Origin of the sequence: Lentilactobacillus raoultii, from assembly GCF_900411375.1 — a bacterium.
GTDB classification, from domain to species: domain Bacteria; phylum Bacillota; class Bacilli; order Lactobacillales; family Lactobacillaceae; genus Lentilactobacillus; species Lentilactobacillus raoultii.
Window position 1 is genome coordinate 1 of the sequence record NZ_LS422984.1, and the last position, 26,408, is coordinate 26,408.

Sequence of the window (26,408 nt, forward strand, 5' to 3'; positions counted from 1 at the left end):
CCGCAACCCATTGCGTGGCTTGTCAAGGGCATTTGACGCCCCGCAGTTGGTCGCAGCCTGACGAAAAGTACAAACCTAGGTACAAACTTGGTCACGAGTAAGTTTTCATAGAACTTTGGACATTACCAAATTATTTGTAAGAAATTGTCGTTGCTTTATTTTTAGTAAGGGAATAATCTTTACCAGCTACCTTGATATGGGAATCAGCATCAGCCGTTACGATGATATCATGGTGGGTAATGCTAAATTGATAATTGATTCCCTGATAAGTTTGCTTAAAGGAAATCTTCTGCCAGTGTTGCGGTAAATGTGGCTCAGCGGATACTTCATCATGGTTAAACCGAATGCCACCGTAACAACCAGTCTCAATTTGAAGTGTGGCGCCCATGACACCTAAGTGAATCCCTTCAGCGGTCGTGCCGCCCTGAATATCATAGTAATCAGAGAAGAGGGCTGTCGAAAACAGCTGCCAGGACTGGTCCATATTGCCATCCATTTCATCCAGAACCGAATAAACAATTCTTGATAATGTGGACCCGTGGGTGGTTCGATCCAAGTAAAAGCGTAAGTTACTTGTAAAGTAATTGGCCGGTAGTTTGTATCCCAATCTGGTAATAACATCTTCAACTTCTGAGACTGGTAATTCGTAATAGGCCATTAGCGTATCTGCCTGTTTGGCAACTTGATAAGAATCCGGTGACTTGCCTTCGCCTTTCAGAAGTCGATCGATTCTTGAAATATCACCGTACTTTTTACGGTACGAATCGAAGTTTAACTTGGAAAGGTTGAAGTAGCCGGCAAATTGGCCGATAATGCCTTCTTCATTAATATCTAATCGCAGTTTGTGGGCGATGTCAGCCATTTGGGTTAACAGTTGATCATTGGTGCCTGCTTTTTGATTAGCTGCCTTTAAGACATCAGCTTTTTGTTTCGAAACCAACGTTGCTACCTTGTCAAATAACCAGGAAACCATGATATTAGTGTAAGCATTGTTTGTCAGCCCTTGTTCGTCTGCATTAGGGTACTCCTCATGGAACTCATCTGGCCCCATCACATTATGAATATCATAGCGGTCGGCTTTTTTATCGTAAGAAACCATGCTGACCCAGAACTTGCAAATTGATAGCAACATTTCCAAACCATAATTAGCCATAAAGTCAGTGTCACCGGTAATTTGGACGTATTTCAAAACATCATAGGCAACGGAGATTGACACGTGCCGTTGCAATCGGCTATTATCCGGATCCCAATTGCCACTTACTGGATTAAGGTGAACAAATTGAGATTGTTCATCACCGTACATCCCAGACTGCCAAGGATACATCGAGCCTTCTTTACCCTCTGATTTAGCGTACTTTCTAGCCTCATCAATGCGACGATAACGATATAATAGACATTGTCTGGCGATTGCCGGATAGTGTAAGGCGTAAAACGGTAAATCAAACGTGACATCCCAAAAGATATGACCCCGATAGGCTTCACCATGCAGACCACGCGCACCAACGGAAGCATCGAGTTTACCGGATGCCAGTGCCGCTCCGGTTACCAGTAAGTGATAAATATTAACCCGCGTCAGCTTTTGGCTGGTAATATCATTATCAATTTTAATATCTGATTTGTGCCAAACGTTTTTCCAGAACTTCTGGCTGTCCGCTAAGGTATCTTGGAACGATGAGGCATTCAGTTCCTTTTGGGCAGCACTCTCAAGGGTGTCGTCATCACTTTTGCCCGTGAAAATCGACACACATTTTTCAAACTCATAACTTTCTTCCGGTTCAACGTTGAAGCTGAGTGTTTGTCGAATGACCTGGTTTTCGGTATCGGTATTAATAGCACCAGCTGTCTTCACGTTTGAACTGGTCAATTTTGAATTGATTACAAAAGCAACTTTTGAGGTTTTGGTTTGGCCACTCATTGAGATTTGATTATCATGAGCTGACATGCCAATAATATCCAAATGGTGTTGGTTAAAGTCTGAGTATCGCGCAACGTTACCGTTTATGACGCTGCCATCAATTTCTGAGTAAATTTGTAGGCTGCCTGAAAAATTGATTGGCTTGATTTCATACTTAATTGCGTATCGGTGCCAGTGGGTCATATTGGCTACTTTAGTTGCTTTAACCTCTAAAATATGGCCGGTTGACAACTGAATATGAAGTGTCGTTGTCAGCACACCGGTTTTTAAATCAAGGCTGCGATAGATATCCTGAATATCTTCTTTTTTAATCGTAAATGGTTTTTGATGATCAACGCCAAAACTAATGTATTGGGAATTTGGTAAATTAACTAAATCTTCATTAACAACGTCTCGACCGTTAATATTGGTGGTGAGCTGGTTGTAAACGCCGGCTACGTACATGCCCGGGTAGTTATCATGGTCCGCATTAGCTTCTACGTAAGCACCTCGTAACCCAAAATAACCGTTACCAATTGTCAACATCGCTTCTTGGCCGTAGTTTCGCTTGCCACTGTATTCGCCGTAGTAATCCAAATGCCATTTTAAGTAATCGGCCTTTTCTGCAACGGCCTTTTGCAAGCCGACTTCTTTGACCTTATTCAAATTAACAACTGGTACATTCATCATGTTCGCAATGGCCAAACCAATATCGATCTTTTGATGATTAATGCCGATAATTGTATCGGAAAACTCGTAATTAAGTGAGTTTTCGATAATTGCAGCGTCAACTGGTAAACCAGTTAAGGCAGCTTTAATATTTTCAAGATTATCGCCAATTGAAAATTTGGGGTTGTATGTGATCATGAACTTTCTGAAGGGCGGTTTATTGGAATCTTCTGAATAATTTAATTCCATGACCCCGTCGCGGGCCCTGATAGCAAACGTTCTCATAACAAAACCTCTTCTCGAATTTTTGACAGTATAAAACTTTTCTAATACCTTAATTCTAGAACAAAGATCTTCGAATCGCAATGAATTGGCGTCTTGAAGAGTCCACAGAGTAAAGATGAGAGTTAGTTCAAGGTGTCACCTTGGCCTTTATTGAATCAGGCCATCGAATTATTTTGGAGAGCGATTTTCTTCCTTCAGGAGATCTCTGATTTCTTCCAGTAAAAGTTCTTTTTTATCCGGCACGACTTCAGCCGGCTTCTTTTTGATAATTCGGTTGATGAGTTTGATCAGTAAAAAAACGACAAAGGCAATAATCAAAAAATTGATAATCGAATTAAGAAAAGCGCCATACTTAAACGTTGCATCGCCGATTCTCAGGGCGAGATTCGACAGGTCAATTTGACCTAAAAACAACCCAATAAACGGATTAATCAAATTGGTTGTTAATGAGGTCACAATTGCGGTGAAAGCCCCACCAATAATCACCCCAACTGCTAAGTCGATGACGTTGCCACGTGAAATAAATGTTTTAAATTCTTTCAACAATGTCTTCACCTCCAGGTTAAGCTTGTGTTATGGTATTTACATCAATTATACTTGACACAGGAACCGGTCACAAATTGTGACTATGAGATAATTAATTAATGGAAATTAATGGAATTCAAAAATTAGGGATGTTTGATTTAAAATGAAGAAGAATATTGGCTTAACCTTACTGTTGATAGTTTTCATCCTGACCGCTGCGTTTTATTTAACCCGTGGAACGGCTTGGATATCGTTTAAGTTTATTGCGATTTGGGTTGGGGCCTTTGTCGTAATGCACTTGGTGATTACCCCACTAGTTGTTTCAATTGTTCGAAGCAGAGATCAAAAGAAAGCGGCATTGGAAGAAGCTGCTAAGAAACAAGTCAAGCGGACCTCAAAAGAATAGGTATAAAAATGGTCTGATTCTAGGAGATAGAAATAATGCAAAAACAACTACTTAAAAAATTAATTGTGACGGCTGTTGCCGGGATTGCCTTTTCAGCCCTGATGGGAATGAGTGGAAGTTCTGTTTCAGCTAAAACGAAGGCCGTTGCTGTTTCGAATCACAAACAACAACTAGTTGATGTGGTTTTAAAGCCCAAAAGCCAGACTAATTTAAATCGCTTTGTTTACGAAACGGTGGATCCGGCAAACAGCAATTATCATAAATTTGTTGGGGCTGGTGACTTTGCGAGCCGCTTTGGCCAGCCAACCAAAAATATTCAGAAATTAAAGCACTACTTAAAACAACACCATTTGAAGTCCGCGGTATATCGCGGCAATTTAGTGATGGTGGTCAAGGGATCGACTAAAAATATTCAAAAAGCGTTCAAAGTTAAGCTGGTTAACGTCACCAAGAATAAAAAAATAGCTTATCAGAAAACGACTAAGAAACCCAGTTTGCCTAAATCAGTGTCCCATTCGGTTTTGGCAATCATGGGGTTATCAAATTACTCGACGGTTTCAAAAAGCACTCGAGAATTTCGGCCTTCCTCACTTTATACCAGAGCCGCAAGCGGGCTAAGTCAGAGTGAACTGACGAAGCATTACTCACCAACTAAATTTGTAAACCGATATGGGGTTTCTTCACTTTATCAAAACGGTTCGACCGGGCGAAGTAAAACCATTGGCGTTATTTCATTTGCCAATTACCATCCAAGTGATGCTTACCGCTATTGGAATGGGATGGGAATTGATGTTAAGAACAATCGGTTAAGTACTTACCGGACCAACGGTTATAAAGGGTCGTGGGACGGCTACAATGAAACCACAACGGATGTTGAGCAGGCTGGAGCCATTGCGCCGGACAGTAATATTCGGACCTACATTGGCAAATCGGATATTACGGGCATGGTGAATTCGTTAGCAGCAGCGGTTGGTCAAAATGTGGTCGATGTGCTTTCCCTTAGTTGGGGACAGAGTGAAGCACAAGTAGCTTATGAAATCAAACAGGGTGTGACACCTACAAAATATAACCAGATTATGAACTTACTGTTTGAACAAGCAGCTGCTCAAGGGATAAGTGTTTTTGCGGCTAGTGGCGATAACGGTGCCTATGATGCCATTTCTGGCGGTGACACATCCCTATCAGTTGATACGCCGGCTAATTCACCTTACGTAACGACTGTCGGCGGCACAACTTTGCCACGGACTTATACGTCCGATAACAAAACCATTAAAGTGACCAGTGAACGGGCTTGGGGAGCTGAATTTCTCTATCCGTTTTACAAAGATCAAAAAATTAATGGGTTTGAGAATTGGGTGGATGCCTTCTTTGCCGGCGGTGGTGGCGGCTTTAGTAAATATAATGCCGTCCCGAAGTATCAAGCTGGCTTTAGCGGCGTTGGTACCTATGATGCAACGCGCCTCTGGTCATTCAAAAACGGTAATGCCAAATTACTAACAACACCGGCTAACGTTAGCGGAAAAAGTAAGGGCCGTAATATGCCTGATTTAGCTGCCAATGCGGATCCCAATACCGGTTATTCAGTCTTTATCACACCTAAGAGTGATTCTTCGGCGACGGGTGAATGGGAAGTCACGGGCGGCACAAGTGTTGTGGCACCTCAAATGGCAGCAGCCAGTGTTTTGATGTCAAATAATTCATCAGGACGATTAGGATTTTGGAACCCTCAAATTTATCGGTTTGCTGCCCAAAGCAATTCGCCGTTTACAGTTCTGGATAGTCGGACCAACAATACTAATTTGTTCTATACTGGTCAACCAGGAAAGCGATATAATCAGGCAACCGGTTTAGGGACGGTTAATTTTGATAAACTGGATAAATTATTTGCAGCAGCAGGAAAATAATGTAAAGGATGGAAATTTATGAATGAAAATCGACGACTGACTTTAGGCGATTATTTTGAACGGATATTTGTCTTCATCGGGCTGGTTGTGATTGTCTTAATTGTCCAAATTCCATTGAGCTTTATCGGCCACTATTCCCAACTGGGAAATCTAATTGCGGCCGCTGGTTATTTAGTTGGCTTTGGGGTAGCAATTTCGGTAGTGATTTATTGTTATCGCAAATATGTGCAGCCACCAAAACGATCATTTACCGGTCGGAATATTTCGATGATTTTCATGGCTTATGGTGCATTCCTGGCAATTGAGGTGATTTTGCAGTTGCTCAATCAAGCTGTCTATCATCAGCAATCAACGGCTAATAATGACGTGATTTATCAACTGATGAGCTCAAATCGGTTAACCCTGATTTTAATGGGGGTTACAGCCGTGTTTTGCTCACCAATTTTGGAAGAAACCGTTTTTCGCGGCTTCTTAATAGGGGCATTTTTTAAGCGAAATGCAAAAGTAGCACCAATGATTGTCAGTGGCGTATTATTTGCGATTCCCCATATGGAAGATTTAAACATTTTTAGTTTCTTGGTATATGCAAGCTTAGGCGGTATCCTGGCTTTTCTATATATTCGAACAAATGATATCAGGGTGCCAATTGGGCTACATTTCTTGAATAATTTAATTGCAATGGGCATGATGATTTTGCAGGTCAGTCTGACGAATCACTAGTGTAACGTATCTTTGAAAAGCTAAATTATTGTGATAATCGTCGTTTCTTGATATGCTGGGGAAAAAGTTAAAGGAATGATCATCGATGCGCCCCATTAAATATCAGATTACCCTGACCGATGCGAAAAAAGCGATTCATTGGCAGTTCACAACCGCGGATGCCCGCATTAAATTGCGCTCCTTGTATCCCGATATTACGCTCGTAACTGATTAGTAAATTTTTAAGTATATCAAAGATACGTTACACTAGTGATTGACAGGAGGATTGAAAAATGGGCTTGGATAAACCACTTTTAAATGATATTTCACAGGCGGTTAAAGGCCACTTGAACCTCATTACCGATGTTTCCGGAGTGCGGGTTGGTCAGGTAACAATTGATGATGGGGATGTTCATACTGGCGTCACGGCGATTTTACCGCATCCCGGAAACCTTTTTCGCGAAAAGGTTCCGGCTGCCAGTTATGTGATTAACGGGTTTGGCAAAAGTGTCGGCTTAGTCCAGATTGACGAATTGGGCACAATTGAAACGCCGATTCTTTTAACCAATACTTTTGGCGTTGGCACAGCGATTAACGCACTGACACGCCGTCTGCTGGCTGAAAACCCTGAAATTGGGGATACCACCAGTACAGTTAACCCGATTGTCGCTGAATGTAATGATGGTGATGTATCGAACATTCGACGAATGCGGTTAACAGAAGCGGCGGTTAATCAGGCACTGGATACAGTTGGCCGTCAGTTTTTAGAGGGGGCTGTTGGTGCTGGCCGCGGCATGATGTGTTATGACTTAAAGGGCGGAATCGGGTCATCGTCCAGACTGGTAACGGTTGATCGCCAACACCGTTACACGGTTGGAAGTCTGGTAATGACCAATTACGGCTTTTTAGATGATCTGGTAATTAATGGTCTGCCAATTGGCAAGCCGCTCGCCCGCTTAATTGCAGCTGACAAGACCAAAGAAGAAAATGGCTCAATTATTACAATTTTAGCAACGGATGCGCCTTTAAACGCCAGGCAGCTTAAACGCTTAGCAAAGCGGGCAACCGTTGGGATTACCCGAACGGGTGGCTTTATTGGTAACGGCAGTGGTGAAATTGTGTTTGCGTTTTCAACAACTAATTTGATTCATCACTTCAGTAAAAATCAATTTGATGTGGTGACGCGGTTTAATGATAACCAGATTGATTTGTTTTTCCGAGCAACTGCGGCGGCTGTCGACGAGGCTGTGTTAAGTTCGTTGGTGCATGCCACTTCGATTGTGGATCGAAAGGGCCGCCGTCGATTGAGCCTGATTGACGCGGCTGAACAATTAAAAGAAGAACAGCCTGAATACACGGAAATGGTTAAGAAAGTGTTTAATCAGTTAGGGGTGAAGTCGTCATGAAGCCGGTTTTACTGAATGTTCCCAATATTAACCAATTGGCATGGGGAGCGATTAACGGTTGCGAGGCCGCCAGCTTGTTGGCAGGACTTCATTATCGCCAACGGGCCCTAGACATGAGTTATGGCCAATTTTTATTGACGATGCCGATTAGTCGGGATGGTAATCCATATCGGGGATTCGGTGGTTCTCCCTTTAAGAACCAACCCGATAAATTTGAAGCCATTTTTCCTCGGCCATTGCTGGATTGGGGACGCCAATTTGGGCCAATGACTGATTTAAGCGGGGCAACCGTTGACTGGTTATTTGAGTCAGTTGCTTATGGCAATCCGGTTTTGACCTATGTCACGGTTCATTTTGACCCGCCACAGTGGCAGAATTATTGGTTCGGCCGGGTCCCGGTTAACAACCACGCTGTCTTATTGGATGGACTGCGTGATGATCAGGTGCATGTGAGTGATCCGATTGATGGAAAATATTGGTTATCGAAAAAAGCTTTTGAAGCTAGTTATAATGCCCGTCAAATGGCGGTTTTACTTACTAAATAAATCAGAATAAAGGACAGGCTTGATGCAAATTTCATTAAAAAAGCCTGTTCTTTTATAATATTTATGCTAAATTAGAGTTTAAGCGGGGTTCGTTAAGAATCGCACATATTTTGAGGAGTGATTTAGCAATGCATCTATTTCGTAGTATGGCAACGCTGGTCAGTATTACTGGCGCATCACTAATTCTTGTTGGTTGTGGGCAAAAATCCGGTCAGCAGAAGGAAACAATTACGACTTCGACTGATAGCGAATTGACCACAGTTGATCCGTCGAAAACAACGGCGGTTGGCACGTTTAATGTTTTGAACAACGTGGATGAAGGGCTGGTTCGATTAGGAAAGGACAGTCGAGTTGAACCGGGAATCGCGACGTCGTCAACGGTTTCAAAAGATGGCAAGACCTATACTTTTCATTTGCGAAAAAATGCCAAGTGGAGTAATGGTGATCCGGTAACAGCGCATGACTTTGTCTATTCATGGCGACGGACACTTAACCCCAAGACAGCTTCACAGTATGGTTACTTGTTCTCAGGAATTAAAAATGCCGATAAGATTCAAAATAAAAAGGCCCCGGTTTCATCACTGGGCATTAAGGCCAACGGTGATTATCAATTGACTGTCACCTTGGAACAACGAATTCCATACTTCAAGCTATTGATGGGCTTTCCGGTCTTCTTCCCTCAGGATTCAAAAACCGTTCAAAAATATGGGAGTCAGTATGGCACTTCAGCCAAAACACAAGTTTATAATGGCCCATTTACATTGACTCAATGGACTGGTACTAATTTGAACTGGACGTTAAAGAAGAATCCGACATACTGGGATAAAAAGCACGTTAAACTTGATAACGTTAAGTTTAATGTCACCAAGGATCCTTCAACCGGCTTAAACTTGTTCAATGAAAATAAGTTGGATATGGCGCAATTGTCAGCTACTCAGGCAAAGCAGATGAAAAATAATAAAGATCTTATTTCACGAAAGCAATCTTCAAACTATTACATTGCTTTAAATCAAAAAAACAAGGTCTTTAAGAACCTCAAGATTCGCCAAGCAATGTCAATGATTATTAATCGACCAATGTTGGCTAATAAAGTGATTGGCGGTGGGGCAATTAACAATGACAGCTTTGTTTCCAAAGACTTGGCGGTTTCACCCAAGGATGGAAGTGACTTCACTCAGGACGTCACAGCGCCAACTTCAATGGGCTACCATCCTGCTGAAGCCAAACAGCTTTTCAAACAGGGCTTACAGGAGGTTGGCCGTAAATCCCTTCACTTTACACTGTTGAATTCCGATACGTATGATCAAAAACAGTTAAGTGAATATTTACAAAGTGCACTCGAAAAATTGCCGGGATTACACGTTACGCTGAATAATATTCCGGGACGGGTTATTTTATCAAGACAGGCAGACCATCAATTCCAGGCAACGGTGGCTAATTGGTTCGCTGATTTTTCGGATCCAATTACGTTCTTAAATATTTTAACTTCGACCAACCCAAGCAATATTTCCCAGTGGAAAAATGCTGAATATGATCGTTTAATTGACGCAAGTAATAACGATGATGGTGGAAATGCTGAAGCTCGTTGGAATGATATGGTCAAGGCACAAAATCTGGCCTTGAAAGACCAAGCAATCATTCCACTTTATCAATCCGGCGAAAAATGGCTGGTCAAAAAGAGCGTTAAGGGTGTGATCTATAATACAGCTGGCGCAAATTATAACTTCAAGGATGCATCCGTTAAGTAGGAGAGGAGTTAACGAGAATGACACCGGTGATCAAAAAGATTTCCGTTAGTGAAGCGGCTGTTCCGTTAAAACGGCCGTTTAAGACGGCACTGAGGACAGTTACGACCGCTCAAACACTGATTGTTAAGGTAACCGACAGCGATGGCCTGGTGGGCTTTGGAGAAGCCGCACCAACCCCGGTGATTACCGGCGATAGTGCTTCGAGTATCAAAGCAGCTGTTCAAGAAATCATTGGCCCACAATTAATTGGCAAATCATTGGTTAACTCTGAGGATATTAAGGCAACGATTGATCAGGCGATGATTCATAACTCAAGTCCCAAAGCAGCTTTAAACATTGCGGTTAATGACCTTATCGCTCAGCACTACCAAGCGCCACTGTTTCAAGTATTGGGCGGTTACGCAGATCAGATAACGACTGACTACACGGTTAGTGTCGATACGACTGAGCATATGATTGCTCAAGCAAGGGAGCTGGTGGCAGCCGGCTTTTCAACATTGAAGATTAAAGTGGGAAATGATACTGAGACAATTGATGTTGAAAAGGTCGCTGCAATCAGAAAAGCGGTTGGGCCATCAATAAAATTGCGATTGGATGCCAACCAAGGGTGGCATCCCAAACAAGCAGTTGCTGCGATTAACCGAATGTCTGAAATGGGGTTAGCTATTGAATTAGTTGAGCAACCAGTTTTAGCGACTGATTTTGATGGGATGGCATACGTGACAACTCACACGCAAACAATGATTATGGCTGATGAAAGTATTTTTTCTGTTAGTGATGCCCAACGACTGATTAAACGACACGGTTGTGATTTAATTAATTTGAAGTTAATGAAGGCTGGCGGAATTGATAACGCACTTAAGATTAATACGTTAGCCGAAGCGGCTGGAATTTCCTGTATGGTCGGCAGTATGATTGAATCTTCTGTTTCGGTAACTGCTGCAGCGCATCTGGCAGCTGCTAAAAAGAACGTGAAATATGTTGACTTGGATGCGTCAATGATGTTTTCAAAAAATCCCGTTGCTGGCGGGGTGATAAATCAAGGGGCAAAGCTGCTTTTGCCACATCAACCAGGCTTAGGTTTTGCAAAGAGTTCGCGGTAGAGAAGACTGAATTGATTAACAACAATCAAACCGGGATTAACATTGCTGAAATTTTTTATTGGTTTTTCCTTAGGATGTTCAAGGGGTTCTGATTTATTGAAAAGTTAATTCGTGGTATCATAATAGGAAATGAATTGGGGGTGTCACGGTGGAAACAAGACGGATTAAAGTACCTGTGGCAACGATTTGGAAATCGAAAACATCACCGAGACCGGTCGATAAGCCAGCCCTAAATGGAGATGTAAAAGCCTGGGTCAAGCAATTAAGTGATGAAGAATCAATCGCTCTTAGCGATAATGACCTGTTAGAAACTCAAGCATTGTTTAATGATGAAGTCTTAATTGATCACTTTGAGAATGATTGGGCTAAGGTTTTTGTGGTTGATCAAAAGGATGATTCGGATTCAAGGGGTTACCCTGGATGGGTGCCGACAAAACTGCTAAGCGATCAACAGGTGACTTACCCTCCCGTTACAACAACCGTTCGAGTAGCAGTCAAAACTGCTAAATTGTATAATGCAAGTAAGCAGCCGCTGATGGAACTTAGTCTAGGAACTGTTTTGCCAGAGACTGGAATTGATGGCGACTTTCTTGAAGTGGTAACGCCATTAGGTAAGGGTTATATTGAAAAGCAGTCTGCGGTGTTACCGTTCACAGGCCAGACAGCCGGCGAAACAATGGTTGAAATGGCTCGGCAATTTTTAGGCATGCGTTATCTATGGGGCGGCATTAGTGCTTATGGGTTTGATTGCTCTGGTTTAGCGTATACGATGCATCGGGTCCTCGGATTTGATATTCCACGGGATGCAGATGATCAACGTGAAGGCGGCATGCCAATTGCCCCTGAGGCGATTTTGCCGGGGGATTTGGTTTTCTTTGCTTATGATCATGGCCGTGGCTATGTTCATCATGTTGGAATGTACATTGGTCAAGGTAAAATGATTGAGTCGCGAACACCGGGTAAAACAGTTGATATTGCTAATTTAACTGAACCTAAATTTGCGGCTGAATTTACCGGTTTTAGGAGATATTGGCGATGACAACAGATATCTTTCAAAAAATCAATCGGTTGTTGGCGACAAGTTCGCAGAGAGTTGGACTGGTTATCAACGTTGATCATGAACAGAAGTTGGCTGTTAATGCAAATCAAGCATTTCGGTCAGCTTCTTTAATTAAACTGGGGATTTTAAATGACGTTTTAGCCCACGCCCCCAGCCTGACACAATTAATTAAGGTTAAGCCGGATTTATTAGTTGGCGGTGCCGGTGTGCTTCAACTTTTGTCAGTTAAAGTGTTACCCCTAAGAGATTTATTGTCATTAATGATTAGTGTTTCAGATAATTCAGCGACCAACTTGGTGATTGATCAGTTTGGATTGGCAAAAATTAATCAATTTTTAAAAGTGTCAGGATTCAGTCAAACCCGTCTTAATCGATACTTGATGGATACAACTGCTTTAAATAGGGGAATTGATAACTATACGTCACCGGCAGAAAGCTTAGCATTATTAGAAACCATTTTAGAGAAATATCCCATTGCCCGTCAGTGGTTTTTGAATCAGCAATTTCGTTATAAACTGCCTGGCGCTTTTGATGAATCTGGGAATGGCATTCAGGTTTTTAATAAAACCGGTGAGGGCTACCAAATTGATCATGATGTGGCAAAGTTTGTCTATCGCAATCATTCGATCGCAATTGCATTATTAACATTTGGCTCAAAGAATCGGGCCAATACGATTCATTTGTTTAATCAAGTTGGCCAGTTGTGTGCAACTTATTTGATGCAGCTGGCCAAATAAAAAATGCTTCAATTATCCGAACGATTGGCGGACAATTGAAGCATTTTTTAAAACAACTTTTAATTATTTGTTTGGTTATTGTATGCGTCAAGATGCTCATCCAGCATTTTAAGTGCTGCTGTGCAGTCGTCAATTTCCTGACTTGTTAAATGTAGCAACTCTTGGCAACTATTAACGCGATCATAGACCTCGTCTCGTTGATCCATGGCTTTATCAGTTAGCTGAATAATGACCGTTCGTTCATCTTGAGGGCTTCTGGTCCGGGTAATCCAACCGTGACTCTCCAAACGCTTTAATAAGGGTGTTAAGGTGCTGCTGTCAAGATTAAGGTGTTTACCGATCTTCTTAACGGACATTGGCGCATTTTCCCAAAGGGTTAATAGGGCAATGTATTGTGGGTATGTTAGGTTGAACGGTCTTAGGGCATCTTGATAAAATTTATTAAATTTTTTATTAGCACTGTAGATCTGAAAACACAATTGTGTATCCAGTCTGATTGGTTGTATTTCTTGCATCTGATCCAACTCCGTTTCTCTTAGTGTATAATATCATTGTAAGTGATTTTACTTTAAAAGCAAGCCGTTTATTTCAATAGCGATTAAATTGTGGTCGATTATCTGGCTTTGCTGAGGAGGAAACTGACAGAATGCAGATTAGTAAATTAAGATTTAGCACGTGGCTTAGTATCGTGACAATCATTTCAATGGTTGGCTACTTAGGATATTATGGCTATTGGTTTTTTAAAGGACAACCCAAATTTTCAAACCAAAAGTTGCTTTTAATTGAAGTCGGAGTGGGCATCATCATTGCCTTACTGCCTTTTTTGATCGAGAAAATTGGTCACTTTTATTTTCCACAAGTTGAGTTAATTTTCTTTTATATCTTTCTTTATATGTCGATTTTTCTGGGTTCTGGTTTGCAATTTTACGGCGTTCTTTATTGGGACAAATATGAACACGTTTTATCTGCGATTATGTTAGCCGGTCTGGGATATGCTGTTTTTCAAGGTATTTCTAAATCCAGAAGGAATGCTTGGGAGGCCCCATTTTTAATGAGCCTGTTTGCCTTTGCATTTGGCGTTACTTGTGGTGTCTTTTGGGAATTTTACGAGTTTACTGCTGATGGATTAGGTGGATTGAACTTGCAGCGATATGCAGCGGCAGGGAAGATGTTGATTGGCCGGGCGGCTTTAATGGATACTATGACGGACTTAATTGCTGACGTAGTTGGTGCTTTGATAATGGCAGTGATTGGCTATGTTTTAATGAAACGTGATCCAAATGCCAGCCGATTTTTGGTATTTAAATCCAAACGAAAAAACATCTTTTCAAATTACAATTTCTAGTGTAAAATGAATTATGTTGTTTTGTTGCCCCAATGGCGGAACTGGCAGACGCGCAGCGTTCAGGTCGCTGTTTGAGTAATCAAGTACAGGTTCGAATCCTGCTTGGGGCATCTTAATTAAATCACTAGAAATACCGGGAACTTGCTAATTGTTGTTTAGCAAGTTCTTTGTTTTTCCCGCGTTACGATGACTTTATGAAAACGGGTCTTAATGATTGTTACGACGCTTGTTAGTCAAATGATTTGGCCAGCTTGTGATTGATTATATAATTTACAGACTTACTAATTGCTTTTATTTTATAAAAACGGCATTATAATAGTAAGTGGAACGTTGGTTACGCTTACAAAGAAAGGGTGATAATTTATGTATGAACACATTATGGTCCCACTTGATGGTAGTCGTAATTCAAAACAGGCTTTGGAAGAAGCAGTTAATTTAGCAAAGCAGTTTGGCTCAAAGCTTAGTTTGCTAACAGTTATTAATAATACTAACTTCTATTATGGAACGGGTGCTGCAGGAATGCCGCCCAGCATGTACGATGATCAGAAAAAAATGGCCGAAAAAATTTTAGCGGATGCTAAAAAGTACGTCGAAGAACAAGGCATTCCATACGAAACGGCGGCCGATGTCGGCAACCCTAAAAATATCATTGCACATATTTATCCCGATCAGCATGGCATTGATTTAATTGTGATTGGAAAATCCGGGGTGGATGCGCTTAACCGGTTGCTAATTGGTTCAACCACCGCTTATGTTGTTCGAAATGCAACGACTCGGGTATTAGTTGTGAATGCTAAAGATTAGTCATTGAAAATTCATTTAAACAAAGATAAAAACAGTTCGTCAAACACTGATGTGCAAGACGAACTGTTTTTGGTTGAATTTTGATTTAATGATTATAGTTGATCAGAAACCCGATAAGGCTTTTCCTTGGGATTCTGATGGGATGTCTCGTTGTTGTGGGTAATTGCATCATCAGCAAGAAAAATATCAAATGATTGGTTATTAGCGCCGTGCACAACTAATACTTTCTTGTCATGTTGTTGCTGCTTGTAAATCTGAGCAGTTTTAACAGCTTCATTATGATCATGGAAATTACCAATCGAGTCCCCTGGGTTAAAGAAGACAATCTCATCCATAGGTACCACTCCCTTCAACACTTTTCCATACTCTTAAATTAAGTATACCGTATATTAGTGCTAAAATGAAAGTCAAAGCGCTTTGGTTGCGGAAGGGATTGAAAAGTGATTAACTGAATAAATGGTTTTTAAGGTAAAATCATCAACTGATCAGCTGTTTTGTATGAAAGTATACCGTTTTTTCAGGGATGCTTTTTTAAGAAAGCATTATACTACTGGTAGCTGCGAAAGTTATCTGATAAAATAAAAACCGTTATGTTCGATGTTTAAGGCTAACAAAGTTAGATTTAAAAACAGAAGGGGAATTGATTATGTGTGGATTTGTTGGTTATGTTAACCAAAAAGATGTTCCTGAAGGCACCATCAATGACATGGCGGACAGAATCAAGCACCGTGGTCCGGACGATGAGGCTTATTTTGCGGATGAAAACGTCTCGATGGGATTCCGACGGCTTTCGATCATTGATTTAGCCCATGGACGTCAGCCGATGTTTAACGCTGACCAGACTAAGGTCTTGACTTTTAATGGTGAAATTTATAACTATAAAGAAATTCGAGAGGAACTGCGTGATCTCGGATACCGATTCAAAACCGATGTAGATTCTGAAGTATTGGTTTATGGCTATGAAGAATGGGGCCCAGAACTTCTTCAAAAGTTAAGGGGGATGTTTGCCTTCGTTATCTATGATAAGAAGAAAAACGAAGTGTTTGGTGCCCGAGATCATTTTGGTATTAAGCCGCTTTATTATTATGACGATGGTGAGACTTTTCTTTGGGGATCTGAGATTAAAGCATTTCTTGAACATCCTAATTTTAAAAAGGAACTGAACTTAATGCTGTTACCAATTCATTTGAGCTTTGAGTTTATTCCTTCCAGGGAAACGATGTTCAAAAATGTTTATAAGTTGTTGCCCGGTCAATATTTCCTTCATAAAGACGGTCAGACCGAAACACACCGTTACTTTAAATTCAATTATGATCATATCGACAATAATCAAACGATTCAGGGTGATGCGGATCAAATTCAAAAAATCGTTGATGATTCGGTCAAGGCTCATATGATTGCTGATGTTGAAGTGGGGAGCTTTCTTTCCAGTGGGATTGATTCCAGTTATGTATTAAACGAAGCTGCTAAGCTGAAGCCGATTCAATCATTTTCAATTGGCTTCCATCATTCGAAATACAGTGAATTGGCATGGTCAACTGAATTCGCTAAAACGATTAAACAAAAAAATACGCCAATTTATATGAATGGTGATGATTACTTTAACTTCCTGCCAACAATGATGTATTACATGGACGAGCCGCTTTCAAATCCGGCCGCGATTCAACTCTATTATTTGTCAAAAGAAACATCTAAACACGTTAAGGTAGCACTATCAGGCGAAGGTGCCGATGAATTCTTTGGTGGTTATAATACGTATCTAGAATCAATTCCGTTTGATCGATATCAAAAATACGTGCCAAAACCGGTTCGAAAGGGCTTAGCTGCTATTGCCCGCAGGTTGCCAAGATTTCATGGGAAACGCTTCCTGGTTCGGGGAGCTGAACCGTTGAGTGAGCGATACTATCGGGTAAATTACGTTTTCAATTACGATGATCGACAAAAGGTATTAAAAGATCCGTCTCTAAACGTTGATTCAGGTGCCTATACCAAACACATCTTTGACGATGTTGCCGGTAAGGATGAAATGACGCAAATGCAATATTTCGACATCAATACTTGGCTGCCTTATGATATTTTACACAAGGCGGACCGGATGAGTATGTGTAACTCATTGGAAGTTCGGGTGCCATTAGTTGATAAAAAAGTGGCAGCCTTTGCCGCAACGATGCCGGTTAAAACCCGAATCACACCTGAAGAAACTAAAATTGCTCTGCGAACGGCTGCAGAAAGAGAAATGCCTAAAAAGACCGCTTTAAAAGAAAAACTTGGTTTTCCATCACCAATTGCCAGTTGGATTAATGATCCAAAGTATCACGAGAGAATTGAACATGAATTCCATTCTGATACGGCTAAAAAATTCTTTAACGTGTCGCAATTGGACTTTCTCCTGAAGCAACACGCTGAAGGCAAGTCAAATATGCAAAAAATCTTCACTATTTACACGTTTATCTTATGGTATCAGGTCTACTTCCCAGAAGACACAACTGAAGAAACGGTTAAATTGGTTCACCGTACCAAGATTTAGAATCTGTATGAAATGGAAGGTGCATCTATTTTGGCACAAATTACGGTTGATGAAGTTTTAATGCTTCTTAAGGAACATGATTTACTCATCAAGAGTCAATTTAGCAGTCTGGATCAAAGCTTTAATTCAATTGCCTATAATTCTAAGGCTGTTTCAAATGACTGTTTGTTTTTCTGCAAAGGAAATTTTCATGAAGCTTACTTGGCAGACGCAAAGCAACGGGGTGCCAAAGGATACGTTTCTGAAAAGCCGTATGATAATATTGCAATTCCGGGAATCATCGTTAAAAATATCCAAAAAGCAATGTCGCTCTTAAGTGCGGCATTTTTTGGGTTCCCACAGAATGATCTGCCGACAATTGCTTATACCGGTACGAAAGGGAAAACCACTTCGGCCTACTTTACCAAATCAATTTTGGATCATGTTTATAATCGAAAAGTGGCACTGTTTTCAACAATCAATACGGTTCTTGGTCCTCATTCCGGCGATGTGATTAAGTCCAGTTTAACAACGCCGGAATCATTAGACCTTTTTACGAATATGACCAAGGCACTTCAAAAAGGAATGACTCACTTGGTAATGGAGGTCTCATCGCAGGCTTATAAAAAGCAGCGAGTATACAATCTCCATTACGACGTCGGCGTTTTCCTAAACATTTCGCCGGATCACATCGGCCGAAATGAACATCCCACTTTTGCCGACTACTTACACTGCAAAGAGCAGCTCCTGGTGAATGCTAAAAGATGCGTCATCAACGCTGATAGTGATCATATGGTGGATGTTTATTATACAGCTAAAGCAACCAGTCAACCGGAAGATATTTTTGTCTATCATCGTAAGGGATCAACTCAAAATGCACAACTACCCAAAGATATTGAATATGAATCGTTGGCGGATTCTTTAAGTGAAAATAAAATCAAAATTACGTCAATTAGTGATAAGGCTAAGCAACTTGGTATTGATGGCACTTATGAAATTAGTCTTCCAGGTGATTATAATGAAGGTAACGCCGTCGCTGCTGCGATCACCAGTGCAATGATGGGCGCTAAACCAGCCGAGATTGCTGATGGATTAGCTCATACGAGGGTCCCTGGACGAATGGAAATTTACCCGACTCAAAGTCATGGTACAATTTATGTAGACTATGCACATAATTATGGTAGCCTGCACTCGGTATTGACTTTTTTGAAAAAGCAGTCACCGACCGGCCGAGTAATCGTAATCACCGGCAGTACCGGTGATAAAGGAATTGACCGTCGGAAAGGCTTAGGAAAAGCAATCAATGAATCCGCCAATATTGCGTATTTAACAACGGATGATCCGGCAACCGAAGATCCAAAAGTTATTGCTGATGAAATTGCTGCGCATATTGATTCTAAACGGGTGAAAACCACTTATATTGCTAATCGGCAAGCAGCCATCGAACAGGCCGTCACCCACAGTCAACAAGGCGATATGGTGGTGGTCGCCGGCAAGGGACACGACGCCTTTCAAAAAATAAATGGGAAAAATGTGCCTTATCCCGGTGATGCGACAATTGTGGCAAATTTAGTGAAAGGATTATAGTTTAATGACTAATCAAAGTAAGAAGTTTACGCCTGTTTTATTGGGGAGTGATTTTAACGTTTACGGGATGGCCCGCAGCCTTTATGATCTTTATGGCAAGCCGGTTAAGGCGTTTGCTGAAGTCAGCTTGGCACCGACTCGCTATACCAAAATTGTCGATTTGGAATTAATTCCCGGATTTAGTGAAGATCCGGTTTGGATTAATGAAATGAAAAAAATTAAACAGCGGTATGCAACTCATCAAGAACCCGTTATTTTAATCGGCTGTGGTGATGGGTATGCTGAACTGATTTCTAAACACAAAGCAGAATTGGAAGACGTGTTTGTCTGCCCATACGTGGATTATGACATGCTTCGTCACTTAAATAACAAAGAAAATTTTTACAAAATGTGTGATCGGTACCAATTGCCATATCCAAAGACCAAAATTATCACGAAACAGATGTATGAATCTGGTGAAACAATTGAGCAGCCTTTTGGTTACCCGGTGGCACTTAAACCGGCAAATAGTGTTGAGTGGCTGGACATTCATTTTGAAGGACGAAAAAAGGCTTTCATTATCCAAGATGAAGCTGAATTTAAAGATGTTGTGGTTAAAAGTTACACCAATGGTTATACATCTGATTTTATTCTCCAAGACTTCATTCCAGGTGACGATAGCCATATGCGAACACTTAATGTTTACGTAGATCGATTCCATCACGTTAAACTAATGTGCTTGGGCCATCCTTTATTGGAAGACCCGGCTCCAGCATCGATTGGCAATTACGTAGCCATTGTTCCGGAATACAATCAAGATATTTATGATCGTGTGAAAAAATTCTTAGAAGAAATCAAGTTTACGGGTTATTGCAACTTCGACATTAAATTTGATACACGTGATCATTCTTACAAATTGTTTGAAATTAATTTACGAACTGGTCGGAGTAGTTTCTTTGTGACGCTAAATGGCTATCATCTTGCAGACTGGGTGGTTCAAGATTATGTTGACGATTCTCTAAAAAATCAGGAGACCGTTTATGCTAATCAGAATACGCAAGATTACTTTCTTTGGTTAGGCGTAACGCCCAAAATTTTTGAAAAGTATGCCAAAGAAAACGCGGCTAAGAAACAGGCGATGCAATTAATTTCTGAAGGCCGTTATGGCGATACTTTTTGGTACGCAAAAGATAAAAACATCCGTCGGTTTGCACTGTATAAATGGATGATGCACAATTACGCTAAGGATTATCAACGATATTTTGTCGCCAAATAAGGACTGAGTTTAAAATGAAAAACTTTTTTACAATTATTGGTGGAATGGGCACTGAAGCCACTGAAACTTTTATTCATATTCTCAATGAACGAACGCCGGCAAAACGTGACCAGGATTATTTGAATTATATTTTGATTAATCATTCAACGGTTCCTGATCGAACGGATTATATTTTGGATCACCGCAAGCCCAATCCGTTCATTCCCTTGGCAGAAGATATTCGTCAACAAAGCCGGTTGGGCCCGGAATTCTTTGTAATTCCTTGTAATACGGCCCATTATGCATTTGATGATCTTCAGGCGCTAACTTCGATTCCGATTTTGCACATGCCGCGTGAGACTGTTAAGGATATAAAAAATATGATGCCAGATGCTAAACGGGTTGGTTTAATTGCAACTCGCGGTACCTTGCACGACGGGATTTATGACCGTGAAATTCGGAATGCCGGTTATGAAGTAGTAAAGCCTGATGAGAAGACTGCAGAAGGAACCATGACTTTAATTTATGATGATATTAAAGGGAAAAACCAGGTTGATCCCGATTTATACCACCACATTTTATCAACAATGGTCGATCAACTTGCGTGTGATATTGTCATTTTAGGTTGTACTGAACTTTCAGTTGCTCAGCAACGGGCGGGTAATCACCCATATCCAGTCATCGATGCTCAAACGGTTTTGGCTGATCGAACACTTGAGTTGGCACTTAAGAATCGTCAAACGGCTGATAAAGCAGTCGATTAATAGTTATTTGGCAAGAGTAAACAGCGGTCAACTTAATTAAAAGTTGACCGTTGTTTGAATACCAATGCTGATGATGCTTAACGCGACTAGAAACCAAAGGAGCCTTGGTGTGTAATTAACCTCTTGCTTTCGAGCATAGGCAGTTTCAGATAATGCAATGATTGTAAGTGTTATGATGGCGCCAATGCCTACAAGCAATGGATGGCGATGAAATGATCGCAAACCGATCACAACTTGACTGATTACAATGAGCCAGTAAAACAACCTGGAAATCATCATTGAATCAATGACTCGTTTTTTAATTTTTCGGGTAAGTCCCCAAATAAAATTAAGACTTAAAATGGCCCAACACATGTAATTCAGTGTCACCCACATGTGACGATCACCTCTTTAATTACCAGTATCATGGCTCTTTGTGAAAATTGCAATCAATTTTGCCTTTCTTTAATATTAAAAAATGTTTGTGACAAATAACCTGGGACATGATATAATATTTCTTGGTTATTCTTCACGTGCGGGTATAGTTTAGTGGTAAAATCCAAGCTTCCCAAGCTTGTGTCGCGGGTCCGATTCCCGTTACCCGCTTCGTACGCAACTATCTTTAAAAAAAGATCGATCGTACGACTTAAATAGTCAAACTGTCATTGAAATCATTATTAAGTGACAAATTATATTCTACGATAAAAGAACAGTAGTTAGTCGTTAAGTTATCAGCGATTCCGGAAGGGTGTGAGCCGGGAAACTTACCTAACGAAGCGCGCTTTTTAGAATATCAAAATTAATACACTGAGCGGATAGTTATATCAATTAGAGTGGTACCGCGGGGTTACTCGTCTCTTACAATTTTTGTTGTAAGGGATTTTTTGGTTACTGATCATAATTTTTGGAGGAAACGATATGGATTATAAAGCACAGGTTACGAATTCAATTTTAAACGTTTTAAATGATGAACTTTCGTCGGCTGAAGTATACGAAAAATTAGAACAGCCCAAGTCACTTTCAATGGGTGATTTGGCATTTCCGGCTTTTTCGCTGGCAAAAGTATTTCACAAAGCACCGAATCAAATTGCGGCTGATTTGGTTTCAAAAATTGACCAAACATCTTATGAAAAAGTTGAGGCAAAGGGTGCTTACATTAATTTCTTTCTCGATAAGGGGAAGTTTAGCAGTGAAGTTTTAACCACCATCATTGAAGAAGGCGCTACCTATGGCCAAAACGATAATGGCAAGGGTGGTAATGTGCCAATCGATATGTCCTCTCCAAACATTGCCAAACCAATTTCAATGGGCCATTTACGTTCAACAGTAATTGGTAATTCAATTGCTAAATTATTAGTGAAAAACGGTTATCACCCAATCAAAGATAATCATTTAGGTGATTGGGGAACCCAATTTGGTAAATTAATCGTTGCTTACAAAAAATGGGGCAATGAAGAAGACGTTAAGAAAGATCCAATTAATAACCTGGTTAAGTATTACGTTAAGTTCCATAAAGAAGATAAAACGCATCCCGAGCTTGATGATGAAGCTCGAGAGACTTTCAAGAAGCTGGAAGACGGGAACAAAGAAGAGCTAGAACTCTGGAAGTGGTTCCGTCGGGTTTCATTGGAATCCTTCAACAAGATCTATGATAAATTAGGGGTTACTTTCGACACTTACAATGGCGAAGCTTTCTACAATGACAAAATGGATGAAGGGATTCAAATCTTAAAGGATAAGGGCCTGTTAGTTGAATCACAGGGAGCTCAAGTTGTTAAACTTGATAAATATGACTTAAATCCTGCTCTGATTCTTAAGAGTGATGGGGCAACCCTTTACATTACCCGAGATATCGCAACGGCCATTTATCGTGACCGGACGTATAAGCCGGCTATGAACCTCTACGTTGTTGGTTCGGAGCAAACTTATTACTTTAAACAGTTAAAGGCGGTTTTACTTGAAATGGGTCTGCCGTCAGCTGAAAATCTGCATCACATTCCCTTCGGTTTGATTACCGTTAATGGTAAGAAATTATCAACCCGTTCCGGTAGAATTATTTTGCTGGATGAAGTGCTTGATGATGCGATTAACTTAGCAAAGAAACAAATTGAAGCTAAGAATCCTGACCTTGAAAATAAGGATCAGGTTGCCAAAGAAGTTGGTGTTGGTGCCATTATTTTTGGTGATCTAAAGAATGAGCGAACTAATAACATTGATTTTGTTTTGGAAGATCAGTTGAAGTTTGAGGGCGAAACCGGACCTTATGTTCAATATTCACATGCTCGAGCAGAAAGTATTCTGAGAAAAGCCTCGTCAGTTGATTTTCATACCACTAATAAGGCAGTAGATGACCCGGCTGCGTGGGAAACTGTTACAACCTTAAACGAATTTCCAGATGTTGTTGAAAGTGCCTGCAAAGACTTTGAGCCGTCAGAAGTTGCTAAATACGCTTTGAAATTGTCTAAGGCGTTCAACAAATATTATGCACATTCTAAAGTGTTGGTAGAAGATGATCAATTAGGAGCTCGTTTGGCATTGGTTAAATCAGTTTCAATTGTTTTGAAAGAAGCACTGAATCTACTTGGTGTTAAGGCACCGGATGCGATGTAACAATGATTGCAATAGAATAATTTAAACGAAGACCGGCAGTGATTGTCGGTCTTTTTTAAATCCTGTTAAAATTTTTCGGATCACAGTTTGAGAATTTAAGACATATGATACAATGAATTGGATCTACAAAAGGAGAATCTCATGAATAATAATCGTTCAACCAAATCTTCCCGAAAATGGTTTTGGCCACTTCTCAGGAAGATTAATCGGTTTTGTAGAAAATTTCATTTGATCAAATGGCTGGTGGTCTTTTTTTTAACCATCATATTAGCCGGCAGTACTTATTTAACTTTTCTTGCCAAAACGGCACATGTTCAAAATCTGGAATCGTCACTTTCTAAAACGACCGAAATTTTGGATGCCAGTAATCACCGGGCGGGTGAATTATATGCTCAAAAGGGGACTTATGTTCACTTAAACAAGGTTTCTCGAAATATTCCCAAAGCGGTTTTATCGACTGAAGACCGGAATTTCTATCACGAACACGGCTTTTCTGTTAAGGGAATTGGGCGAGCCTTCTTCCTGTTACTTAAAAACAAATTACTTCACCGGAATTATATTAGCGGTGGTGGCAGTACTTTAACGCAACAATTGGTTAAAAATGCCTATTTGTCTCAGGAACAAACAATGACCCGAAAATTTAAGGAATTATTTTTGGCAATTCAAGTTGAAAACGTTTATTCAAAAAATGAAATCTTGACGATGTATTTGAATAATGCTTATTTTGGAAATGGTGTTTGGGGTGTTCAGGACGCTTCGCGAAAATACTTTGGTGAAAATGCCAGTCAATTATCCGTACCGGATGCAGCTGTCTTGGCAGGGATGTTAACTTCACCCAGTGCGTTTAATCCGATCGATCATCCCAAAGCAGCTAAGTGGCGGCGAAACGTTGTTCTTCAATTAATGGTGGAAAATCATAAATTAACGCAAGCTCAGGCAAGTTATTATAAGAAGACGCCAATTCAGCTTCAAGATACTTATGTTCGCAAAGATGGCTATAAGTACCCCTATTATTTTGATGCGGTTATCGATGAGGCAATTAGTAAATACGGTTTAACCGAGTCCGAAATCATGAATCGGGGATACCGGATTTATACAAATCTCAATCAATCGCAGCAGCAGCAAATGCAGACGACTTTCAAAAACAACACGCTTTTTCCAACGAATGCAAGCGACGGAACCGAAGTTCAAGCCGCTTCAATTGGGGTCTCGCCAACAACTGGTGGTGTAACGGCAGTTGTCGGTGGTCGTGGTCAGCACGTTTTTCGTGGGTATAATCGTGCAACTCAGATCAAGCGCCAACCCGGTTCAACAATGAAGCCGTTAGCAGTTTATACGCCAGCACTTGAAGCCGGCTATCATTTCGACTCGGAATTGGTTGATAAAAAGAAGTCTTATGGAACCAATCACTACACACCCAAAAACTATAATAATGTTTATCAGGGGAAAGTTCCGATGTATGAGGCACTTGCGCAAAGTATGAATGCACCGGCAGTTTGGTTACTGAATCAAATCGGGGTTGATCGTGGCTATCAGTCAGTTAAAGATTTTAATATTCCGGTCACCAAACGGGATAAGAACCTGGCACTGGCATTAGGCGGCCTTTCATCAGGTGTTTCACCACAACAGATGGCAGGGGCTTACACAGCGTTTGCAAACGGCGGTAAAATTATGAAGCCGTTTTACATCCGCAAGATCGTTGATTCGACTGGAAAAGTGATTGTTGATAATACGGCTAAACAACAGGGCCGACAAATTATGCCCGCATCGGTTGCCAAACAAATGACCAGCATGATGCTTGGCGTTTTCAATAATGGTACCGGAGCTGATGCGAAACCTTATGGTTACTCAGTGGCTGGTAAGACCGGAAGTACCGAAGCTGATGATACTGGAAGTTCTGACGCAACTAAAGATAAATGGATTGTTGGCTATACGCCGGATTTGGTTGTGGCAACTTGGGAAGGCTTTGACAGTACCAGTCAAGCTCACCATTTGGAAAACTTGAGTGGTACTGGGATGGGCGCGTTATTTAGAAATGAAATGCAGACGATGTTGCCTTATACCAAAAATTCCAGTTTTGATACGAAGGATGCTCAAACAATCATTCATGATCAGGAACAGCATCACGATAATCTTTGGGATACCATTCAGAAAAAAACGGAGGAATATTCCAATACGATCGGTCAAAAAGCGAAGGACTTTTTCAATGATGCTAAAAGGTGGCTTGGCCAATAAAGACGATTTTTTGCCCGAATTGTCAAATCAAGTGCAACACTTGGGAGACACTACTTCATAGTGGTCTAGTTAACTAATCAAATAAAGTATCGTATGAACTAAAGACTTTGGTAGGCGTGGCGTAGTTTAAGATGCGACGTGGTCGGTGGTTCAGTGCAAACTGAATCTGATGGAGTTGTGTGTTCGAGTAGTGGTGAAGTGATTTACCTTTGGGAATGTACTCACGGATAAGGCCATTGTGGTTTTCATTGGTTCCTCTTTCCCAAGGCGAGTAAGGATGAGCGTAGTAGATCCGAGTGCCTTTTACCTGATTAAGTTTGGCAAACTCAGCACCATTGTCAAAGGTAATACTGTTAAAAGCCG

At 40.8% G+C, this 26,408-nt stretch carries 24 protein-coding genes and 2 tRNA genes; 20 read left to right on the forward strand and 6 right to left on the reverse strand.

Annotated elements, in window-relative coordinates:
- Positions 1-130: 130 nt before the first annotated feature.
- Positions 131-2,848, reverse strand: coding sequence for a glycoside hydrolase family 65 protein (locus tag ED605_RS01520; RefSeq protein WP_121977177.1), 2,718 nt, complete (start codon positions 2,846-2,848; stop codon positions 131-133).
- 168 nt (positions 2,849-3,016) lie between these two features.
- Positions 3,017-3,394, reverse strand: a complete 378-nt coding sequence (gene mscL, locus ED605_RS01525; protein ID WP_162919731.1) for a large-conductance mechanosensitive channel protein MscL — start codon at positions 3,392-3,394, stop codon at positions 3,017-3,019.
- 142 nt (positions 3,395-3,536) lie between these two features.
- Here mscL and ED605_RS01530 point away from each other — a divergent pair, with 142 nt between their 5' ends.
- The 10 genes from ED605_RS01530 (at position 3,537) to ED605_RS01570 (ending at position 12,981) form a co-directional block, all read left to right on the forward strand.
- Positions 3,537-3,779, forward strand: a complete 243-nt coding sequence (locus tag ED605_RS01530; protein ID WP_121977179.1) for a hypothetical protein — start codon at positions 3,537-3,539, stop codon at positions 3,777-3,779.
- Between the two features lie 35 nt (positions 3,780-3,814).
- Positions 3,815-5,683 (forward strand): S53 family peptidase, encoded by a 1,869-nt coding sequence (locus ED605_RS01535; protein ID WP_121977180.1) that lies wholly within the window; start codon positions 3,815-3,817, stop codon positions 5,681-5,683.
- Positions 5,684-5,701: 18 nt separating this feature from the next.
- Complete coding sequence (locus ED605_RS01540) at positions 5,702-6,403, forward strand: CPBP family intramembrane glutamic endopeptidase (protein ID WP_121977181.1); 702 nt, start codon at positions 5,702-5,704, stop codon at positions 6,401-6,403.
- An 85-nt stretch (positions 6,404-6,488) separates the two neighbouring features.
- The gene (locus ED605_RS14850) at positions 6,489-6,617 is read left to right on the forward strand and encodes a hypothetical protein (RefSeq protein ID WP_263852920.1); all 129 of its coding nucleotides are present in this window, start codon (positions 6,489-6,491) and stop codon (positions 6,615-6,617) included.
- Positions 6,618-6,675: 58 nt separating this feature from the next.
- The gene (locus ED605_RS01545) at positions 6,676-7,788 is read left to right on the forward strand and encodes a P1 family peptidase (protein WP_121977182.1); all 1,113 of its coding nucleotides are present in this window, start codon (positions 6,676-6,678) and stop codon (positions 7,786-7,788) included.
- Positions 7,785-8,333 carry a C39 family peptidase gene (locus ED605_RS01550; RefSeq protein ID WP_121977183.1) on the forward strand — a complete coding sequence of 183 codons (549 nt, stop codon included), beginning with the start codon at positions 7,785-7,787 and terminating at the stop codon, positions 8,331-8,333. The genes ED605_RS01545 and ED605_RS01550 overlap by 4 nt, the downstream gene beginning before the upstream one ends.
- A 128-nt stretch (positions 8,334-8,461) precedes the next feature.
- The gene (locus ED605_RS01555) at positions 8,462-10,081 is read left to right on the forward strand and encodes a peptide ABC transporter substrate-binding protein (protein WP_121977184.1); all 1,620 of its coding nucleotides are present in this window, start codon (positions 8,462-8,464) and stop codon (positions 10,079-10,081) included.
- A 17-nt stretch (positions 10,082-10,098) separates the two neighbouring features.
- Positions 10,099-11,184 (forward strand): dipeptide epimerase, encoded by a 1,086-nt coding sequence (locus ED605_RS01560; RefSeq protein ID WP_121977185.1) that lies wholly within the window; start codon positions 10,099-10,101, stop codon positions 11,182-11,184.
- Between the two features lie 148 nt (positions 11,185-11,332).
- The gene (locus ED605_RS01565) at positions 11,333-12,223 is read left to right on the forward strand and encodes a C40 family peptidase (RefSeq protein WP_121977186.1); all 891 of its coding nucleotides are present in this window, start codon (positions 11,333-11,335) and stop codon (positions 12,221-12,223) included.
- Positions 12,220-12,981, forward strand: coding sequence for a serine hydrolase (locus ED605_RS01570; protein ID WP_121977187.1), 762 nt, complete (start codon positions 12,220-12,222; stop codon positions 12,979-12,981). The genes ED605_RS01565 and ED605_RS01570 overlap by 4 nt, the downstream gene beginning before the upstream one ends.
- 59 nt (positions 12,982-13,040) lie before the next feature.
- On the opposite strand, the gene ED605_RS01575 is transcribed toward ED605_RS01570, so the two are convergent.
- The gene (locus ED605_RS01575) at positions 13,041-13,496 is read right to left on the reverse strand and encodes a MarR family winged helix-turn-helix transcriptional regulator (protein ID WP_121977834.1); all 456 of its coding nucleotides are present in this window, start codon (positions 13,494-13,496) and stop codon (positions 13,041-13,043) included.
- A 131-nt stretch (positions 13,497-13,627) separates the two neighbouring features.
- On the opposite strand from ED605_RS01575, the gene ED605_RS01580 reads away from it, so the two are divergent.
- From ED605_RS01580 to ED605_RS01590, 3 genes are all read left to right on the forward strand, one after another.
- On the forward strand, positions 13,628-14,326 hold the full coding sequence (locus tag ED605_RS01580; protein WP_121977188.1) for a DUF2238 domain-containing protein: 699 nt from the start codon (positions 13,628-13,630) through the stop codon (positions 14,324-14,326).
- A 26-nt stretch (positions 14,327-14,352) separates the two neighbouring features.
- Positions 14,353-14,436: transfer RNA gene (locus tag ED605_RS01585), tRNA-Leu, on the forward strand.
- 253 nt (positions 14,437-14,689) lie between these two features.
- Positions 14,690-15,130 carry a universal stress protein gene (locus ED605_RS01590; RefSeq protein ID WP_121977189.1) on the forward strand — a complete coding sequence of 147 codons (441 nt, stop codon included), beginning with the start codon at positions 14,690-14,692 and terminating at the stop codon, positions 15,128-15,130.
- Positions 15,131-15,222: 92 nt separating this feature from the next.
- Here the strand turns inward: ED605_RS01590 and ED605_RS01595 are convergent, their stop codons facing one another.
- On the reverse strand, positions 15,223-15,465 hold the full coding sequence (locus tag ED605_RS01595; protein ID WP_121977190.1) for a hypothetical protein: 243 nt from the start codon (positions 15,463-15,465) through the stop codon (positions 15,223-15,225).
- 311 nt (positions 15,466-15,776) lie between these two features.
- Between ED605_RS01595 and asnB the strand changes: the two genes are divergently transcribed.
- Genes asnB through ED605_RS01615 form a run of 4 tightly spaced genes read left to right on the forward strand, consistent with a single transcriptional unit; the run spans position 15,777 to position 21,221 of the window.
- A complete protein-coding gene (gene asnB / locus ED605_RS01600) occupies positions 15,777-17,657 on the forward strand; it encodes an asparagine synthase (glutamine-hydrolyzing) (protein WP_121977191.1) in 1,881 nt (626 codons plus the stop codon).
- A gap of 12 nt (positions 17,658-17,669) precedes the next feature.
- On the forward strand, positions 17,670-19,223 hold the full coding sequence (locus tag ED605_RS01605) for a UDP-N-acetylmuramoyl-L-alanyl-D-glutamate--2,6-diaminopimelate ligase (protein WP_191981328.1): 1,554 nt from the start codon (positions 17,670-17,672) through the stop codon (positions 19,221-19,223).
- A 4-nt stretch (positions 19,224-19,227) separates the two neighbouring features.
- Positions 19,228-20,478 (forward strand): carboxylate--amine ligase, encoded by a 1,251-nt coding sequence (locus tag ED605_RS01610; RefSeq protein WP_121977193.1) that lies wholly within the window; start codon positions 19,228-19,230, stop codon positions 20,476-20,478.
- Positions 20,479-20,492: 14 nt separating this feature from the next.
- Positions 20,493-21,221 (forward strand): aspartate/glutamate racemase family protein, encoded by a 729-nt coding sequence (locus tag ED605_RS01615; RefSeq protein ID WP_121977194.1) that lies wholly within the window; start codon positions 20,493-20,495, stop codon positions 21,219-21,221.
- 36 nt (positions 21,222-21,257) lie between these two features.
- Here the strand turns inward: ED605_RS01615 and ED605_RS01620 are convergent, their stop codons facing one another.
- Positions 21,258-21,596 (reverse strand): YisL family protein, encoded by a 339-nt coding sequence (locus ED605_RS01620; RefSeq protein WP_121977195.1) that lies wholly within the window; start codon positions 21,594-21,596, stop codon positions 21,258-21,260.
- 139 nt (positions 21,597-21,735) lie between these two features.
- Between ED605_RS01620 and ED605_RS01625 the strand changes: the two genes are divergently transcribed.
- From ED605_RS01625 to ED605_RS01635, 3 genes are all read left to right on the forward strand, one after another.
- Positions 21,736-21,806: transfer RNA gene (locus ED605_RS01625), tRNA-Gly, on the forward strand.
- Between the two features lie 312 nt (positions 21,807-22,118).
- Positions 22,119-23,810 carry an arginine--tRNA ligase gene (gene argS / locus ED605_RS01630; RefSeq protein WP_121977196.1) on the forward strand — a complete coding sequence of 564 codons (1,692 nt, stop codon included), beginning with the start codon at positions 22,119-22,121 and terminating at the stop codon, positions 23,808-23,810.
- 141 nt (positions 23,811-23,951) lie between these two features.
- Positions 23,952-26,045 carry a PBP1A family penicillin-binding protein gene (locus tag ED605_RS01635; RefSeq protein WP_121977197.1) on the forward strand — a complete coding sequence of 698 codons (2,094 nt, stop codon included), beginning with the start codon at positions 23,952-23,954 and terminating at the stop codon, positions 26,043-26,045.
- 73 nt (positions 26,046-26,118) lie between these two features.
- Here ED605_RS01635 and ED605_RS01640 read toward each other — a convergent pair.
- Positions 26,119-26,408, reverse strand: a 290-nt coding sequence (locus ED605_RS01640) for an IS30 family transposase (RefSeq protein WP_121977198.1), incomplete at its 5' end; no start/stop codon positions are given.

Excerpts from the sequence above, each read along its gene's own strand:
- ED605_RS01520 (WP_121977177.1), bottom strand. The coding sequence starts at position 2,848 with ATGAGAACGTTTGCTATCAGGGCCCGCGACGGGGTCATGGAATTAAAT.
- ED605_RS01530 (WP_121977179.1), top strand. The coding sequence starts at position 3,537 with ATGAAGAAGAATATTGGCTTAACCTTACTGTTGATAGTTTTCATCCTG.
- ED605_RS01535 (WP_121977180.1), top strand. The coding sequence starts at position 3,815 with ATGCAAAAACAACTACTTAAAAAATTAATTGTGACGGCTGTTGCCGGG.
- ED605_RS01540 (WP_121977181.1), top strand. The coding sequence starts at position 5,702 with ATGAATGAAAATCGACGACTGACTTTAGGCGATTATTTTGAACGGATA.
- ED605_RS14850 (WP_263852920.1), top strand. The coding sequence starts at position 6,489 with ATGCGCCCCATTAAATATCAGATTACCCTGACCGATGCGAAAAAAGCG.
- ED605_RS01545 (WP_121977182.1), top strand. The coding sequence starts at position 6,676 with ATGGGCTTGGATAAACCACTTTTAAATGATATTTCACAGGCGGTTAAA.
- ED605_RS01550 (WP_121977183.1), top strand. The coding sequence starts at position 7,785 with ATGAAGCCGGTTTTACTGAATGTTCCCAATATTAACCAATTGGCATGG.
- ED605_RS01555 (WP_121977184.1), top strand. The coding sequence starts at position 8,462 with ATGCATCTATTTCGTAGTATGGCAACGCTGGTCAGTATTACTGGCGCA.
- ED605_RS01560 (WP_121977185.1), top strand. The coding sequence starts at position 10,099 with ATGACACCGGTGATCAAAAAGATTTCCGTTAGTGAAGCGGCTGTTCCG.
- ED605_RS01570 (WP_121977187.1), top strand. The coding sequence starts at position 12,220 with ATGACAACAGATATCTTTCAAAAAATCAATCGGTTGTTGGCGACAAGT.
- ED605_RS01575 (WP_121977834.1), bottom strand. The coding sequence starts at position 13,496 with ATGCAAGAAATACAACCAATCAGACTGGATACACAATTGTGTTTTCAG.
- ED605_RS01580 (WP_121977188.1), top strand. The coding sequence starts at position 13,628 with ATGCAGATTAGTAAATTAAGATTTAGCACGTGGCTTAGTATCGTGACA.
- ED605_RS01590 (WP_121977189.1), top strand. The coding sequence starts at position 14,690 with ATGTATGAACACATTATGGTCCCACTTGATGGTAGTCGTAATTCAAAA.
- ED605_RS01595 (WP_121977190.1), bottom strand. The coding sequence starts at position 15,465 with ATGGATGAGATTGTCTTCTTTAACCCAGGGGACTCGATTGGTAATTTC.
- asnB (WP_121977191.1), top strand. The coding sequence starts at position 15,777 with ATGTGTGGATTTGTTGGTTATGTTAACCAAAAAGATGTTCCTGAAGGC.
- ED605_RS01605 (WP_191981328.1), top strand. The coding sequence starts at position 17,670 with ATGGAAGGTGCATCTATTTTGGCACAAATTACGGTTGATGAAGTTTTA.
- ED605_RS01610 (WP_121977193.1), top strand. The coding sequence starts at position 19,228 with ATGACTAATCAAAGTAAGAAGTTTACGCCTGTTTTATTGGGGAGTGAT.
- ED605_RS01615 (WP_121977194.1), top strand. The coding sequence starts at position 20,493 with ATGAAAAACTTTTTTACAATTATTGGTGGAATGGGCACTGAAGCCACT.
- ED605_RS01620 (WP_121977195.1), bottom strand. The coding sequence starts at position 21,596 with ATGTGGGTGACACTGAATTACATGTGTTGGGCCATTTTAAGTCTTAAT.
- argS (WP_121977196.1), top strand. The coding sequence starts at position 22,119 with ATGGATTATAAAGCACAGGTTACGAATTCAATTTTAAACGTTTTAAAT.
- ED605_RS01635 (WP_121977197.1), top strand. The coding sequence starts at position 23,952 with ATGAATAATAATCGTTCAACCAAATCTTCCCGAAAATGGTTTTGGCCA.